Genomic DNA, 14,711 nt, shown 5'->3' on the forward strand with positions numbered 1-14,711 from the left:
ACAGGCTTTATGCTGGGAAAAGTACTGTATGCCTACTTATCCTGCAAACTACCGCTACTCAATTTACCTGGCGCAGCTAACTGCACTTAGACGTAAAAATAAGGAAATAATCATGGTGACCTGCTACCTGAAATATGTAATCGATCCCTACAAATTGGCGGAATTTGAACATTATGCGAAGTTATGGATTCCTCTGGTTAATAAATTTGGTGGTCAACACCATGGCTATTTTCTACCTTCGGAAGGGGTAAACAATATTGCGCTGGCACTGTTTACCTTTCCATCACTGGCCGCTTATGAACAATATCGCCAGGACTCAATGTTAGATGAGGCGTGCATTGCCGCGTTTAAATATGCTGAAGAAACCCGTTGTATCCTCAGTTATGAGCGTAGTTTCTTCCGTCCTGAATTTGGAGACAGTTAACACCCTGGTTAGAGGGGCTAGTGTTAGATCTGCGCCTAAAAGAGAAAACAAATGTTACCCAGTTTCGGATAATAAATGTCATTCGGATTGGGTAAGTAACGTAAGGTATGAACAGGTATGATGCAGGCCCGACCAAGATGGTTGGGCCTGAAGAGAAAGATTAGGGCTCCGGTGCGTAATCTCCATTAACGCGACATTCTTCTTTCATAAAGTCCAGCAGGCTATCCAATACATCGTATTGGGGGACACAATATAAAGTGCGGCCTTCGCGACGTTGTTGGACCAGGCCAACGGATACTAAACGGGTGATATGGTGGGATAGCGTTGAGCCGGGCACGCCTAAAGCGGCCTGAATCTCACCGACAGGCACTCCCTGTTTACCGCCTTTTACCAGATGACGAAAAACCTGTAAGCGGGTGGTATGCCCTAACTCTGCTAAACGTTTGGCTACTACTTCAACTTCCATTATTGCCTCTCAACAACAGATCCTTTTGAAAATACTGCCAGTCTAATTGAATCCCTTGGACAGAGCAAAACTGACCGCTCTTATTCATTTCCACTTCAATGGAATTAGTGGCTCTGCAACAAAGGCGATATCATTACCGACGGTATTTGACGGCTTGAGTGCCATAAGAGAGGCCAGATACTGTATTTTAAGCAGGGCCTGTTTCCGTTACTAATAACTGACTGATTTGCTCCCTGAGCCAACGTCGTAATGGATCTTCATGGCTGCGTTGGTGCCAAACCTGCTGCATATGCACTGTTTCCAGCTCCAGAGGGCAGGGGTGGTGCTCCAGATCAGGATTGATACGTATGGCCTGCTCTGCCACAGAACGCAGGCAGGTCAGTAGAGTTTGGGTCCCGGGAATCACCAACGCTGGCGAGTGAAAGCTGGTCAAACCGGCAATCACTTTTCGGGTTTGATTCATGGCAGCCAGTTTCTGATCGATACTGCTACTCAGGTCGCCTGAAAAAGTGATCATCAAGTGATCGCAAGCCAGATAGTTTTCCAGTGTCAGGCTGCCCTTGGTAAAAGGGTTGTCCTTACAAGCCAGCACGACAAACTCATCCTGATACAGGGTTTGCTGATAGAAACCATCGGGAATCTCACCAAAATAGCCTGCAATCGCCAGATCACACTGCCCCCGCTCCATCTCTGCTTTAGGCAATGGTCCCTGTAAATTACGAGTCACCAACTGTACTTTGGGAGCTTGCTCACGAATGATGGGAATCAGTTTAGGCAGTAATAGAGACTCAATATAGTCGGTGGAGAAGATCTGAAAACGATCTGAGCGATTGAGAAAATTATCTCCTTCACACTGATCATAAAAGCCTCGAATACCTGCCAGTAGATTGCTGACGATAGGAGCCAGTTCATGAGCCCTTGGCGTGGGCGTTAACCCTCGTGAGACACGGACAAACAGCTCATCACCCAGCTCATCTCTCAGTTTGTTAAGCCTATGGCTGATTGCAGGCTGACTCAGAGCCATACGCTCGGCGGCCGCAGATACACTCTGCTCCTGATACAACACATGAAATAGCAGCAGCAGATTAAGGTCTTTATTTCTGATATTCAAAATAGGAGTCCATGTTCTGAGAGTTGAGGTATATTTCCTACTCAAGCTAATCATTTTTAGCGGATGGTAAGCACCCGAACATAAATATTCCGATATTTTCCGGCCGAAGCGGCCGGAAAATACGGGCTTTATGCAGGGAAAAGTACTGTATGCCTACTTATTGAGGGTATTTGTATTAGTGCTCGCTTGTGATGTAAAAATACTGCTGAGTGCCTGCGCCATAAGTCAGTGCCTTTAATTAGACTTACTTATGGCTTTAGCATTGACTGTGCCGGTGAGCTGTTGCTGAGCCAGTGCTTTCGGGGGCTAAAACAAGCAATGGTTGGCGGAGAAAAAATATTAGGAGAAAAAGTTAGTCGTTACGGTAAATGGTTTCGATCAAATGGAAACCGAATTTGGTTTTTACCGGGCCGTGTACTGTCAGAATAGGCTTAGTAAACACAACGTTATCAAACTGACGCACCATAGCTCCACGACGAAATTCACCAAGGTCACCCCCTTTTTTACCCGATGGACACTGGGAATGTTGACGGGCCAGTTTGGCAAAGTCAGCACCTACGGCCAGTTTTTTCTTCAGGCGTTCCGCTTCTTCACGGGTTTTAACCAGAATATGTCGTGCGCAGGCAGTGGCCATGGTGTGGGTCCTCTTTCATGTGACAAAGGCAGTAAATATAGAGAATTTATTTGGCTATAGCGTTTACCGCATTTAAATCGAGGCGGCATTATACACAGCATAGGTATAAAAGGGAGTGGCAAGGTGATCCTGTGGTCGAGATGCAGAGAAAAAACTGTGCCGCCGGAGCAGGCGGCACAGTGACAAATCTTGCCGTTATCTGACCAAATCAGGGGATGGTTGGTTCAGAATGCATGCTGTTTATATGGGAGGGCTTCAGTGAGTGTACTGACGAAATCAGGCGCTGATCAGTTCGTTCAGTGCGGCATGAGCTTCATTCACTGCTTCTTCACCTTTGGCAACCCCCGCCGCTTCTACCTGACGGATATCCTGCAGACCGATAAAATTCAGTGCCACTTTCAGGTAGGTGTTCTGGTGGTTCAGGAAAGCAATCGGTGTGTGCTCTCGATAGTCACCACCACTGGCGCTCAGGACATAAACCGGGCGATCCTTCAGCAGACCTTGTGGGCCATTTTCGGTATAGGCGAATGTTTCTCCCACACGGGCTACCTGATCAATCCAGGTTTTCAGGCCTGAGGTGATGCTGAAGTTGTGCATCGGTGAGCCAATAACGATTGCATCCGCTGCTCTCAGTTCAGCAATCAGTTCATCGGAAACCTTAACCGCTGCATTTTGAGCTTCTGAGCGTTGGTCTGCTGGTGTGTAAAAGGCACCAATGGTTTCTTCAGTCAGGTGTGGTGGCGGGTTGATGCCTACATCACGGTAGATTACTTCACCCTCTGGATTGTCGCTCTGCCATTTCTCTGTAAAAGCATTGGTCAGGTTGCGGGTGATGGATTGCTCACGTTTTGGACTGGAGTTGATTACTAATAGTTTAGCCATTGTTCTTTCCTCAAAACTCATTGCGTTGTGCGATTAATGGCTAGTTTATAGAGATAAAAAAGAAAGAAAATTGCATTTAATCGTGCTATTTTTTCTAAAAAATAGAATGGTTTGAGAGAGTAGGCTGATATGGCAGGGCATAAAACAACGTTGGAGCAGTGGCGTATTCTTCAGGCTGTAGTGGATCATGGGGGTTATGCTCAAGCGGCAGAGGCGCTGTTTCGCAGTCAATCATCGCTCAACCATGCGGTAAAAAAGATGGAGAGCCAGCTAGGTGTGCAGCTGCTGGAAGTGAAAGGGCGCAAAGCGTTTTTAACGGAAGCGGGTGAGGCGTTATTGCGTCGTTCCCGGGTACTGACTGAGACCGCCAGTGAGTTAGAAAAGCTGGCTGAGAATATCGATATGGGCTGGGAGCCACAACTGACCCTGGCAGTCGAGGCTATTTATCCCAGAGATTTGTTATTTAAAGCGCTGGCGAGCTTTTATCCCGAGAGCCGGGGAACCCGTATTCGTATTATCGATAGTGTGTTAACCGGTACTGATGAACATATTCTGGCACAGAGTGCTGATCTGGCCGTTGCGGGCACTGTGCCTAAGGGGCATACCGGTGAAACGCTGGGGCAGATTGAGTTTGTGATGGTGGTGCATAAAAGCCATGAGCTGGCTCTGGATTCGCGTTTAAGTTTGCAACCCTTAAGAGAAGAGCAGATCGAAGGGAAAAGCTCGGATGAGATCTATCTCGGTGCCGTGGCAGATCGACAACAGAGTCAACCGAGTCATAAAGTGACGGTGCAGGAGTTGATGAACCAACTTCAGATCGTCATTAAAGATAGCGGTCAAAAGCCCGACAACAACCGGGGGTGGTTAAGAGCTGAACAGCGTTGGACCGTAGATAGTTTTGAGCGTGCCAAACAGATCCTGAAGCGAGGACTGGGTTTCTGTTGGTTGCCTCGCCATGAGATAGTAGATGAGATTGCCAGTGGCGAATTTGTAGTGATTGATATCAGCTATTCGTCGGAGCGTTATGTTGGTGTTAATCTGGTGGTGCCCAATCCCGATTTATTAGGCCCGGGAGGGCGACGTTTGTATGAAATTTTGCTCCAGGAGGGGCAAATAGCACAGGCGTGAGGTGATATGTGTGGTGGTTGGGTGGTAGATCATTGCCGCGAGATAATAGCAGAGCTGGTTTTTATACTTGCCTGTTATTTATGGTGATTTGCCGTATATCTCGATATTAGCCTCAGCTATAATGCTTAAAGCACTGAAACGAAAAGTTCGCTATAAACGATGCTTTCATCCTCCAGAAGGAGGGGCTGAGTCCATCATGTGTCACTGAGAGCGTTTTTTGTTTGGGGATGTAAAATGGATAGATTAAGGAGTATACAATGGTACTGCAGCGAATAGGATCTGTGGTTCGTCGGACTCTTCAAACCGCAATGGTTTTGCAGGTGCTGGCCAGTACGCAGGTTTTTGCCTCTGATCATCAGGCGCTTTTGAAAGCTACTGTTAAGCTGGATTTTGAGTATATTCCTGCTCTTCATTATACTTCTCAAGGCAACTTTGTGGCATCGGAACAAGCGATGCATGAACTGAAACGCCAGTGGCAGCAGTTTAGCTCAGTTTATAGCTCATCTGAGGTCGATCCACAGTGGCAGCACTTTGTTGCCGCAGCAGGTCGTATGATTGAAGCCGCAGATCAGCATGTTTTAGGTGGGGATCTGATTCAAGCTCATAAAGAGCTGGAAGGCGTGCGTGTGACGCTGCAGGGGTTGCGTGAGCGGAACGGCATTACTGATTACTTCCTGGATCAGCTGCACGGTTATCACGTGCATATGGACGCTATTGTACAGGCAGGCAAAGGAAAAACAGAGGCGCAGATGACGCTTAAAGATGTGCGAACTATCCAGAAACATTGGGCCCAGGTTTGGCCTCGTTGGGAGAAAATTCGTCATCAAGTCAGTCGTGCTCAGTTCGACCAGGCATTTTACAACTTCAGTGATGATCGACTGGTTGAGTTGAAACAAGCGATCTCTGAAGAGCAGGTAGCCTTGTATCAGTTGAAGCTCGCTCTGTTGAATGGTGATCGTGGCCGTATTGCTCGTGCGGCAGAAGGTTTATCGTCAGGCTTTATGCGTACTTATCGGGCCTTTGGTGATATTCCTTACGATTAGGCTTATAGATAAGGCTCACAGGTCTAACGCTGAGCTCTCACAGAGCTTTATTCTATTGCTGATTAGCTTATCTAATCGACTTTAAAAAAAGAGGCATTTATTGCCTCTTTTTTTATGCCTATACCGAATGCGAATGCTTATGCATTAGTGAATGCTGGCAACGGGTAGACAGCGGGCCTGACGAGACAAAAACTGATCAATCGCAAGTACTGCAGGGGTTTTATGACGGGGTAGCGTTTGCAGGTGTCTTAAAGTTTTTAGTACGACTTCATTTCGGTTCACGTCTAACCTGGGGCACTGCTCGGATACCAGATCGTAAATACCCAGAATATAACTACTGCACTGACCTGACTGAAAAGCGCCCATCAAAGATTGGCTGCCTTCCAATAAGGGTTGACACTGGTGCAGTAGTTTTTCTGTAGAAAAAACTTCTGCAAGAGCTGAGGTGGGCTGTAACGCAACGACCATACTGAATATCAGGCCAGCGATTTTCTTTTTCCCAGTGGCGACGGGCTTTAACCAAGGCATAACGGTTCCTCATCCTTTAACCAGCATTGCTTGGCTCATCAAGAGCAAGGTTGTCAGGGGCGATAAATTTGGTTTGCTGCATGTGCGAATAACATAAGCATACATTAGGCAGGGTTTTTGACAGTAGCAAAGCATTCCTATGTCACTTTGTGGAACAATTTGCGGCATTGAGATGACGAATGGCTTACCTGAGATCAGCTGATGAATTCTTGAGCAATTTAACCTGATCGGCCGGAAAGCCCTGTATTTACTTATCTGATAACCTCTATTCAGGAATTATACACAGAATTGTTCACTGAAAATGTGGATAATATTTCTTTACTTTAGTTGTTTGATTTTCATGGTTTTTTTGTCTTTTTGCTAGGAATTGTTGTGAATTTGTCAGGATCCTGAAGGTTCGTTTAACACAGATATCCCCAGGCTGATAATGATAGGCCGTTGCTGTTAACAGCAGGGAGATAATGGGTGTGTAAAATATGACAAATGCGCTGACTCCGCCCCTTTTCGTCGCAGCCTAAAAGGTGGTTATTCCCAAGAAAAGTTGGCGACATACATTGGTGAATGCTGGAAAGTGTTACCTAAAGTGAACTTTTTATGATTCGAAAAATATTTTTCAATACAAATTTTTGTATCTTTTTTATGTATAAAGCCATTTATTAACAGGATTCGATGGTAAAATTGCCCCTTTTTATTAGAGCACTGCTAAATCACTGCGCCAGTGCAGCCACTATGCTTGTAAGAGTGGCTCAGAGCTATTGAGTAAGAGATGGGGTCATTTATGTACAATTTCAGTTTCCAAAATCCTACCAAGCTGATCTTTGGCGAAGGTCAAATGGCTAAGCTGGCTTCAGAGATTCCTAAAGATAAAAAGGTACTGCTGATCTACGGCGGCGGCAGTATTAAAAAAAATGGTGTATATGAGCAGGTAGCGAGTGCCCTGTCTGAGCATCAATGGGGTGAGTTTGGCGGTATTGAGGCTAATCCTGGATTTCATACTGCGATGAAGGCCGTTGAGAAGATCAAAGCAGAAGGTTTCGATTTTTTATTAGCCGTAGGCGGTGGTTCGGTCTGTGATGCGACTAAGTTTATCGCTGCTTCTGCCTGTTTTAATGATGATCCATGGAAGATCCTGACGGAAGGTGCGCGTATTCGTGATGCACTGCCAATCGGTGTTGTGTTGACGCTGCCTGCTACGGGCTCGGAAAGTAATCCGAATGGCGTGATCGATAACTACGAAACTCAGGAGAAACTGGCGTTTTATGGCCGCAAGCTATTTCCTCAGTTTGCTATTCTGGACCCTACTACGACCTATTCCTTGCCTGCTAAGCAGGTCGCCAACGGTATTGTGGATGCTTATGTGCATACCATGGAACAGTATCTGACCTTCCCGGTGGGCGCCGATCTGCAGGATCGCTTTGCTGAAGGTATTTTGCGTACACTGGCGAATAACGGCCCTAAAGCGCTATCTGAGCCTGAGAATTATACAGTACGAGCCAATGTTATGTGGTCTGCTACGATGGCGCTGAATGGCTTGATCGGCCTGGCAGTGCCTCATGACTGGGCGACTCATTTTATCGGTCATGAGTTGACCGCCCTGCATAATATGGATCACGGTCAGACCTTGGCGGTGATTTTGCCGTCAATGATGGCAGAGAAGCGTGAACAGAAGCATGAAAAGCTGCTGCAGTATGGCAAAGAAGTCTGGGGGATCGATTCAGGTTCTGAAGAGGAGCGTATTGATGCCGCTATTGAACAGACCCGTGCGTTCTTTGAGTCCCTTGGGGTTAAAACCCGTCTGAGCGACTATGGTGTTGAGGAGCAGCATATTCCTGCATTAGTTGAAGCACTTGAAAAACACAAGATGGTCGCGCTGGGTGAGCATCGTGATGTAACTCCTGAAGTCAGTGCTCAGGTATTGCGCCGTTGCTTGTAAGATTGGTGCAGTTTTGAGTGATTTAATCGAATAAAAAAATCCCCGTAAGTTTTTGCTTATGGGGATTTTCGTTATCTGTACTGTATAGGGTTGTGTCGCTTGCCGTTTAGAAAAAGGCGTATTTGATGCCCAGACCCAGCAACATACTGGATAAAATAGGCTGAAGTACCTTATTCGGCAGGCGGGAGCTTAGCTTGGTGCCCAGATGGATTGCAGGCAGAGAGCCAATCAGCAGTGCCCCCAGCAGTTGATAGTCCACATTACCCAGATACATATGTCCGGCACCGGCAATCAATGTTAATGGCACTGCATGAGCCAGATCTGTGCCGATAATACGGATTGCACTTAATGCTGGGAACAAGGTCAATAGGATAGCTGCGCCAAAAGCACCGGCGCCGACAGAGGATACAGTTACGCAGAATCCCAATAATGTGCCCATAATCAGTGTTAGACGGTATTTATGTTTCTCCAGATACAGGCGTACGGGGCCATCCTGGGTGTCATGCAGCTTGCGGATGCGGCCTTTCATCAAAAGCACACCGGCCGTCAGTATCAGCATGACGCCCAAGCTATGGGTCAGCAGGCTGGCATAGCTTTCCGGTGATGGGAAATAGTTTGCCAGTAGCCAGACGGTAACAATGGACACCGGTAAACTACCCAAGGCCAGAGTGCCTGTGATTTTCCAGTCAACAGTCTTCTGTTTCTGGTGAGCTATTACGCCGCTGGCTTTCGTAATGGCGGCATAGAGCAGGTCTGTACCAATTGCGATATGTGCCGGAAAACCAAATAGCAGCAATAAAGGAGTCATCAGTGAGCCGCCACCGACGCCCGTTAGGCCGACCGCTAAGCCTACAGCGGCTCCCGAAAGTATATAAAGTAAAAAATCCATATAAGCCCGATAGTTGAAGCTAAATACACGAGGTGTTCGTGGATAATCGAGCTAATCTATCTTGTCTTCTATATTCTTAAAAGTAATGTTTATTTATATTTTTATGGCATAATAGAATTAAGGAATGACTGAAAAAGTTTTTTGGCCTAAACCAGAGGGCAGAAAGGACTTCTTCAGAGGTTCCTGAAACCGTTAATTACGAGAGGAAAGGCGGAATGAAGCTACAACAGCTGCGTTATATCTGGGAAGTTGCTCATCATGATTTGAATGTGTCGGCCACCGCTCAGAGTTTATACACCTCGCAGCCGGGTATCAGTAAGCAGATCCGTTTGCTGGAAGACGAGCTGGGAATTGAGATCTTTGCCCGCAGTGGCAAGCATCTGACACGCATTACCCCGGCAGGACAGGAAGTCATTGATCTGGCGGGTCAAATTCTGCGCACGGTAGAGAACATTAAGCAGGTGGCTCAGGAGTTCAGCGACGATCGTATTGGTAGTTTGACGCTGGCGACAACTCATACGCAGGCCCGTTATGCTTTGCCAGGGGTGATTAAAGACTTTATCAGTAAATACCCTGATGTTTCTCTGCATGTGAAGCAGGGTACGCCGATGCAGATCTCAGAGATGGTTTCAGAAGGTGCGGCAGACTTCGCGATTGCTACTGAGGCGATGGAGCTGTTTAGCGATCTGATTATGCTGCCGTGTTATCGCTGGAACCGTTGTGTGCTGGTACCTAAAGATCATCCTCTGACAAAAGTGCGTGCTCCTTTAACGCTGGAGCATGTGGCTGAGCATCCGATCGTAACCTATGTGTTTGGTTTTACCGGGCGTTCCAAGCTGGATGAAGCTTTTAGTGAGAAAGGTTTGAAGCCTAAAGTGGTGTTTACTGCCGCAGACTCCGATGTGATTAAAACCTATGTCCGCATGGGAATGGGCGTCGGTATTGTGGCGCGTATGGCCTACGATGAGGAAGTGGATAAAGATATGGTTGCGCTGGATGCCAGCCACCTGTTTCAGTCCAGTACTACCAAGATTGGTATTCGCCGTGGCACCTTTATGCGCGGTTATATGTATGAGTTTGTCACCCGATTTGCACCGCATCTGGATCGGGATCTGATTGATGAAGCGCTGGCATCGGGTTCAAAAACAGATCTGGATGCATTGTTTGCCCATATCGAGCTGCCGGTTTATTAATTTGAGGCCTGGGTGGGTGTGAGTTGGAATGTGGGTGAGGCGGTAGTCATCACAGTGACACTGTTTAGATCGAAAGACAGAAAAGGGACGTTAAGCCTGGCTTAACGTCCCTTTTCGTTTACAGTCTTTAAGACGACTATTTGTTCAGGTTGCCCGCGTGCAGACCACACTCTTTATGGGTGGACTCTTCCCACCACCAGCGGCCTTCACGCTCGTGTTGGTTTGGCAGTACGGCACGGGTGCAGGGTTCACAACCGATACTGGTAAAGCCTTTCTCGTGCAGTTCGTTATAAGGCACATCGAACATACGAATATATTCCCAGACCTGCTCAGAGCTCCAGTTCGCCAGCGGGTTAAACTTCACCAGTGGGCTCTCTTCGCTACCAAATGCGGTATCGTTTTCGGCAACCGGTACATTGTTACGGGTGCCAGGGCTCTGATCTTTACGCTGACCTGTGATCCAGGCATCCAGAGTTGACAGTTTACGACGCAGTGGCGCGACCTTACGTACACCGCAGCACTCCTGGTGACCGTCTTCAAAGAAGCTGAACAGCCCCTTTTCGCGTACGAAGTTCTGCAGGGCTTCATGCTCTGGCGTCATAATGTCGATAGTGATGCCATAGTGTTGGCGTACTTTGTCGATAAAACGGTAGGTCTCAGGATGCAGGCGACCGGTATCCAGCGAGAAAACCTTCAGCTTGCTCTTATCATCGATCACTTTACAGGCCAGCTCGATCAGTACCACATCTTCAGCACCACTGAAAGAGATGGCGATATTGTCAAACTGCTGCAGGGCTTGCTCGATAATTTTCTTGGGGGATTCGGTGTCAAATTCCAGTGCAAACTGGTTGGCGTTAAATTGGCTCATCTTGGTTCCCATTATTCGGGTTATAACTCATCAATACGGTCAGCAAAGGTGAATTTGCGGTTAGCTGTTATATATGTGATTTTGGCTATAAGGTATCAGCTACTTATAAGAAAAATAAATAAAAAGTGATTCTATGATTATTCCTGTTGTCTAGGGAAGTGGTTGAGCCGTTTGTTTAAGTCTCTGTTTTAGCGTGTCTTTGCGGTTTTGTACGCCTTGCTTTGGTTTAGGCCTATTCCTTTGACTTGTGCTCTGACTTGTTAAGATAACTGTGGTAATCTTGCCATCAATTTAAGCTCTTGCCTTTTAATTCTACTAAAGGCTACAGGCCTGGTAGTGCACTTTGGATGGGGTGCGAGTGCAGAGCTGTTTACCCTAACTAAATAAGTAGAAGGACTATTTCGTGGAACTGGCATGTCTTGACCTTGAAGGTGTTTTAATTCCTGAAATCTGGATTGCATTTGCAGAAAAGACCGGGATTGAAGAACTGAAAGCAACCACGCGTGATATTCCCGATTACGATGTGCTGATGAAGCAGCGTCTGCGTATTCTGGATGAAAATGGCCTGAAACTGCCAGATATTCAGGCAGTTATTGCTGAGCTGGAGCCTCTGGAAGGTGCAAAAGAGTTTGTTGAGTGGTTGCGTGAACGTTTCCAGCTGGTGATCCTGTCGGATACTTTCTATGAATTCGCTGCTCCTCTGATGAAACAACTGGGTTACCCAACGCTGCTGTGTCACAAGCTGGAAGTAGACGAAGAGGGTCGTATTACCGACTACACTCTGCGTCAGCGTGATCCTAAGCGTCAGTCCGTACGTGCATTCCAGCTGCTGAACTACCGTGTAATCGCAGCGGGTGACTCCTACAGTGACACTACGATGCTGGCTCAGGCAGAAGAGGGTATTCTGTTCCACGCCCCTGATAATGTGATCGCAGAGTTTCCTCAGTTCCCAGCGGTTCACAGCTACGAAGATCTGAAAGACGAGTTCCTGCGTGCCAGTAACCGTAATCTGACTAAGTAATCGACTGGCCTGTGCATCATTCAATGCAGGTTTGGTTGGTACTGAGTTAAGCTCTGAAAAAGCCATCGTTTTTCGCAGCCACTTTGAGGCTTTTCTTCAAAAGTGCGAAATAATGATGGCTTTTTTGTTTGTGCAATAATATGACGCTTTTCAGGTGATTAACGTAACTCTATTCCAGTTGCGGCTGTTACCTAGTTCCGAAGTCGTAGCCTATTTGCTCCTATAGTGCTGTTTTTAAAGCTCTTGCTCTATCCGCATACTTAGATCAGGTATTTTTTAGTTTGTTTTCAGCCGCATTCAATTAGGCGAGTGATCCTGGCAGAAAGTAAACAGATGATTGCAGGTCATATTATGAATGCGGTACTTCGTTTAAACCTTCTTGTCTCGGCTGTTTTCGTATTAGCTCTTGTGGTGACTTTGCAGGAGATGCTGGAACAGGCTACTAAAGATATTACCCGAGAGGTTTCTGCGGGTATCAGTTTCACTCATCAGCTACTCAGTGTTGCGATTGCCGACGAATCCCTGCTGAACAGCATTCTGAATGGTGAAACCCGCCATGTGCATCTGGAAGTTGTGGATACGGTTTATCAGGAGGATCAATCCAGGTCGGGCAACCAGTCAAACAATGACGCTGCATCTGCAGATGAGGAAGATCAAGAGGTGCCGGGCTGGTTCGTCGGGCTGATTCCAGGATTGGATGATCTGCAGGAGAAACAGTATTACCGTTTTCTTCCCGATGGTCGTGCGTTAAAGCTTCAGGCTGACCCCAGTGATGAATTAGAAGAGGTGTGGGAGTCTGTCCAGCATGTACTGATGTTATTTGTGCTAAGTACCTTGTTGTCAAATCTGGCGATCTATATCGGTGTTAAACAAGGCATTAAACCTGTTGCGGATTTTCTGGCAGGGTTAAACCAGATTGAGAAAGGACAATTTACCGCCCGCCTGGATCACTATGCTATTCACGAATTAAACGAACTTTCCCAACACTTTAATGCGATGGCCCATGCTTTGGAGGAAGCAGAAGGTGACAACAAGCGCTTGACCCATGAGTTGATGCGCATCCAGGAAACAGAGCGGGCTCATCTGGCCAGGGAGTTACACGATGATCTGGGGCAGTATCTGACCGGCATTCGAGCTCAGGCCTATCTGGTTAAACAAAGCGCTCATATACCTGAGCTAGTGGAAACAGTGACTGGCCAGATCGTAGATCACTGTAACGCCATGCAGGTGAGTTTCCGTCAACTGATTCGGGAGCTGCATCCGGTGATTCTCGAACAGCTGGGGCTGTTAGATGCCATTCGCACCCAAGTGGAAAACTGGCGTCAGGCCCATGATATTCAGGTGCAACTGAATCTACCTGATGTTTTGCCTGAGTTCTGCGATGAAACCAACACCCATATCTACCGTATTGTGCAGGAATCCCTGAACAATATTGTTCAACATGCCGAGGCCGATCAGGTGGATATTGATCTGGTGCTCAACCAGGAAAAACTGATGCTGAAGGTTGCTGATAATGGCAAGGGCAGAAGTGATCATAGTTTATCAGGCCTGGGGCTGCGTTCCATGCAGGAACGTGCAGCTTGTATGCAAGGGGTGCTGGTTTTTAATCAGATTGAGGAGCAAGGCAGCATGGTATTACTTCAATTACCGATCTTTGAAAATCAGATTGAGGACAAGGATAAGGCCACAATAGCTGGCAGGGTTAAAAGTAAGACAGATAGGGAGATAAATAAGATGAGTGAAAGTATCGTCGCAGAGAAAGTGGTATGAAAATTTTAATAACAGATGACCACGCTGTAGTTCGACAGGGTTACGCCAGTCTACTGTCAGCGATGTTGGCACCCTGTGAGGTGCTGGAAGCGGAAAACGGCGATAAGGCCTGTGCTCTGTGTCAGTCTGACCGGCCTGATGTCGTGATCATGGATGTGAATATGAAGGGGATCAGTGGTATTGAAGCGACACGGCGTATTTTGCAGCGTAATCCTGATATCAAGATTCTGTTTTTCAGTATGTACGATGAAATACCTGTGGTTACTCAGGCTCTTGAAGCCGGTGCTAAGGGTTATATCACGAAGAATTGTACCCCTGAGATTTTGATTGAAGCAGTAAATAAAGTGTCTAACGGTCAGTTATATGTAGAACATGAATTGGCTATGCGCCTGGCGGTCACACGGCCAGAGCAGAAAGATAAGCGTTTGAAAGAGATGACTCAGCGGGAGTTTGAGATCTTTGTCATGCTGGCTCAGGGTAATAATGTCAAAGAGATCTCCGAGCAGCTGTGTATCAGCAGTAAAACCGTCTCCAACTATACCGCTATTTTGAAGAGCAAGTTGAATATTGATTCTATTGCGGAACTCGTGCATCTGGCGATTGAAACGGGTCTGATTAAGGTCGGCCCCAGAATCAGTTAAGGAGAGCTTAAGCTGTAGGATAAAAATAGAGCAACCGTTGGTTTTGCTGTGTATTGGCTGCTTTATGATATCTTAGAGATTGATAACCCCGACTTGCACACAACAGGCCAAATCGCTAGATTACTGTCTCTTTGTCATTTGTGTTCGGTGTTTGTATGAGCGCTTATCAGTTAAAGGTTC

15 protein-coding genes are annotated in these 14,711 nt (G+C 46.8%); 8 read left to right on the forward strand and 7 right to left on the reverse strand.

Features of this window, described 5'->3' with window-relative positions:
* Nucleotides 1–112: 112 nt before the first annotated feature.
* Entirely contained in the window at nucleotides 113–424 is a 312-nt protein-coding gene (locus H579_RS0106280; protein WP_028299973.1) for an NIPSNAP family protein, read from the forward strand.
* 160 nt (nucleotides 425–584) lie between these two features.
* On the opposite strand, the gene H579_RS0106285 is transcribed toward H579_RS0106280, so the two are convergent.
* From H579_RS0106285 to H579_RS0106300, 4 genes are all read right to left on the reverse strand, one after another.
* Entirely contained in the window at nucleotides 585–890 is a 306-nt protein-coding gene (locus H579_RS0106285) for an ArsR/SmtB family transcription factor (protein WP_028299974.1), read from the reverse strand.
* A 187-nt stretch (nucleotides 891–1,077) separates the two neighbouring features.
* Nucleotides 1,078–2,001: a LysR family transcriptional regulator gene (locus H579_RS0106290; protein ID WP_028299975.1), complete on the reverse strand. Its 924-nt coding sequence runs from the start codon at nucleotides 1,999–2,001 to the stop codon at nucleotides 1,078–1,080.
* A gap of 352 nt (nucleotides 2,002–2,353) precedes the next feature.
* A complete protein-coding gene (locus H579_RS0106295) occupies nucleotides 2,354–2,635 on the reverse strand; it encodes a peptidylprolyl isomerase (RefSeq protein ID WP_028299976.1) in 282 nt (93 codons plus the stop codon).
* Nucleotides 2,636–2,911: 276 nt separating this feature from the next.
* On the reverse strand, nucleotides 2,912–3,517 hold the full coding sequence (locus H579_RS0106300; protein ID WP_028299977.1) for an FMN-dependent NADH-azoreductase: 606 nt from the start codon (nucleotides 3,515–3,517) through the stop codon (nucleotides 2,912–2,914).
* A gap of 129 nt (nucleotides 3,518–3,646) precedes the next feature.
* On the opposite strand from H579_RS0106300, the gene H579_RS0106305 reads away from it, so the two are divergent.
* Both H579_RS0106305 and H579_RS0106310 read left to right on the forward strand, forming a co-directional pair.
* Nucleotides 3,647–4,645: a LysR family transcriptional regulator gene (locus H579_RS0106305; protein ID WP_028299978.1), complete on the forward strand. Its 999-nt coding sequence runs from the start codon at nucleotides 3,647–3,649 to the stop codon at nucleotides 4,643–4,645.
* 257 nt (nucleotides 4,646–4,902) lie between these two features.
* The gene (locus H579_RS0106310) at nucleotides 4,903–5,688 is read left to right on the forward strand and encodes a hypothetical protein (protein WP_028299979.1); all 786 of its coding nucleotides are present in this window, start codon (nucleotides 4,903–4,905) and stop codon (nucleotides 5,686–5,688) included.
* A 144-nt stretch (nucleotides 5,689–5,832) separates the two neighbouring features.
* Here H579_RS0106310 and H579_RS0106315 read toward each other — a convergent pair whose 3' ends face one another.
* Complete coding sequence (locus H579_RS0106315; protein WP_028299980.1) at nucleotides 5,833–6,216, reverse strand: Rap1a family protein; 384 nt, start codon at nucleotides 6,214–6,216, stop codon at nucleotides 5,833–5,835.
* 778 nt (nucleotides 6,217–6,994) lie between these two features.
* On the opposite strand from H579_RS0106315, the gene H579_RS0106320 reads away from it, so the two are divergent.
* Nucleotides 6,995–8,149, forward strand: a complete 1,155-nt coding sequence (locus H579_RS0106320) for an iron-containing alcohol dehydrogenase (protein WP_028299981.1) — start codon at nucleotides 6,995–6,997, stop codon at nucleotides 8,147–8,149.
* A 106-nt stretch (nucleotides 8,150–8,255) separates the two neighbouring features.
* On the opposite strand, the gene H579_RS0106325 is transcribed toward H579_RS0106320, so the two are convergent.
* Nucleotides 8,256–9,038, reverse strand: coding sequence for a sulfite exporter TauE/SafE family protein (locus H579_RS0106325; protein ID WP_028299982.1), 783 nt, complete (start codon nucleotides 9,036–9,038; stop codon nucleotides 8,256–8,258).
* A 215-nt stretch (nucleotides 9,039–9,253) separates the two neighbouring features.
* Between H579_RS0106325 and cysB the strand changes: the two genes are divergently transcribed.
* On the forward strand, nucleotides 9,254–10,231 hold the full coding sequence (gene cysB / locus H579_RS0106330; RefSeq protein WP_028299983.1) for an HTH-type transcriptional regulator CysB: 978 nt from the start codon (nucleotides 9,254–9,256) through the stop codon (nucleotides 10,229–10,231).
* 136 nt (nucleotides 10,232–10,367) lie between these two features.
* Here the strand turns inward: cysB and H579_RS0106335 are convergent, their stop codons facing one another.
* Complete coding sequence (locus tag H579_RS0106335; RefSeq protein WP_028299984.1) at nucleotides 10,368–11,099, reverse strand: phosphoadenylyl-sulfate reductase; 732 nt, start codon at nucleotides 11,097–11,099, stop codon at nucleotides 10,368–10,370.
* Nucleotides 11,100–11,502: 403 nt separating this feature from the next.
* Here H579_RS0106335 and thrH point away from each other — a divergent pair, with 403 nt between their 5' ends.
* From thrH to H579_RS0106350, 3 genes are all read left to right on the forward strand, one after another.
* Complete coding sequence (thrH, locus tag H579_RS0106340; protein WP_028299985.1) at nucleotides 11,503–12,120, forward strand: bifunctional phosphoserine phosphatase/homoserine phosphotransferase ThrH; 618 nt, start codon at nucleotides 11,503–11,505, stop codon at nucleotides 12,118–12,120.
* A gap of 351 nt (nucleotides 12,121–12,471) precedes the next feature.
* A complete protein-coding gene (locus H579_RS27675) occupies nucleotides 12,472–13,890 on the forward strand; it encodes a sensor histidine kinase (RefSeq protein WP_169449693.1) in 1,419 nt (472 codons plus the stop codon).
* Entirely contained in the window at nucleotides 13,887–14,531 is a 645-nt protein-coding gene (locus tag H579_RS0106350; RefSeq protein WP_028299986.1) for a response regulator, read from the forward strand. Before H579_RS27675 ends, H579_RS0106350 begins: the two co-directional genes overlap by 4 nt.
* Nucleotides 14,532–14,711 lie beyond the last annotated feature (180 nt).

Origin of the sequence: Oceanospirillum beijerinckii DSM 7166, assembly GCF_000422425.1 — a bacterium.
GTDB classification, from domain to species: domain Bacteria; phylum Pseudomonadota; class Gammaproteobacteria; order Pseudomonadales; family Halomonadaceae; genus Oceanospirillum; species Oceanospirillum beijerinckii.

What these genes read in the sequence shown, in the direction of transcription:
- H579_RS0106300 (WP_028299977.1), bottom strand. Translation starts at nt 3,517, where the DNA reads ATGGCTAAACTATTAGTAATCAACTCCAGTCCAAAACGTGAGCAATCC.
- H579_RS0106335 (WP_028299984.1), bottom strand. Translation starts at nt 11,099, where the DNA reads ATGAGCCAATTTAACGCCAACCAGTTTGCACTGGAATTTGACACCGAA.
- H579_RS27675 (WP_169449693.1), top strand. Translation starts at nt 12,472, where the DNA reads ATGAATGCGGTACTTCGTTTAAACCTTCTTGTCTCGGCTGTTTTCGTA.
- H579_RS0106285 (WP_028299974.1), bottom strand. Translation starts at nt 890, where the DNA reads ATGGAAGTTGAAGTAGTAGCCAAACGTTTAGCAGAGTTAGGGCATACC.
- cysB (WP_028299983.1), top strand. Translation starts at nt 9,254, where the DNA reads ATGAAGCTACAACAGCTGCGTTATATCTGGGAAGTTGCTCATCATGAT.
- H579_RS0106315 (WP_028299980.1), bottom strand. Translation starts at nt 6,216, where the DNA reads ATGCCTTGGTTAAAGCCCGTCGCCACTGGGAAAAAGAAAATCGCTGGC.
- H579_RS0106320 (WP_028299981.1), top strand. Translation starts at nt 6,995, where the DNA reads ATGTACAATTTCAGTTTCCAAAATCCTACCAAGCTGATCTTTGGCGAA.
- H579_RS0106295 (WP_028299976.1), bottom strand. Translation starts at nt 2,635, where the DNA reads ATGGCCACTGCCTGCGCACGACATATTCTGGTTAAAACCCGTGAAGAA.
- H579_RS0106305 (WP_028299978.1), top strand. Translation starts at nt 3,647, where the DNA reads ATGGCAGGGCATAAAACAACGTTGGAGCAGTGGCGTATTCTTCAGGCT.
- H579_RS0106310 (WP_028299979.1), top strand. Translation starts at nt 4,903, where the DNA reads ATGGTACTGCAGCGAATAGGATCTGTGGTTCGTCGGACTCTTCAAACC.
- H579_RS0106325 (WP_028299982.1), bottom strand. Translation starts at nt 9,038, where the DNA reads ATGGATTTTTTACTTTATATACTTTCGGGAGCCGCTGTAGGCTTAGCG.
- H579_RS0106280 (WP_028299973.1), top strand. Translation starts at nt 113, where the DNA reads ATGGTGACCTGCTACCTGAAATATGTAATCGATCCCTACAAATTGGCG.
- H579_RS0106350 (WP_028299986.1), top strand. Translation starts at nt 13,887, where the DNA reads ATGAAAATTTTAATAACAGATGACCACGCTGTAGTTCGACAGGGTTAC.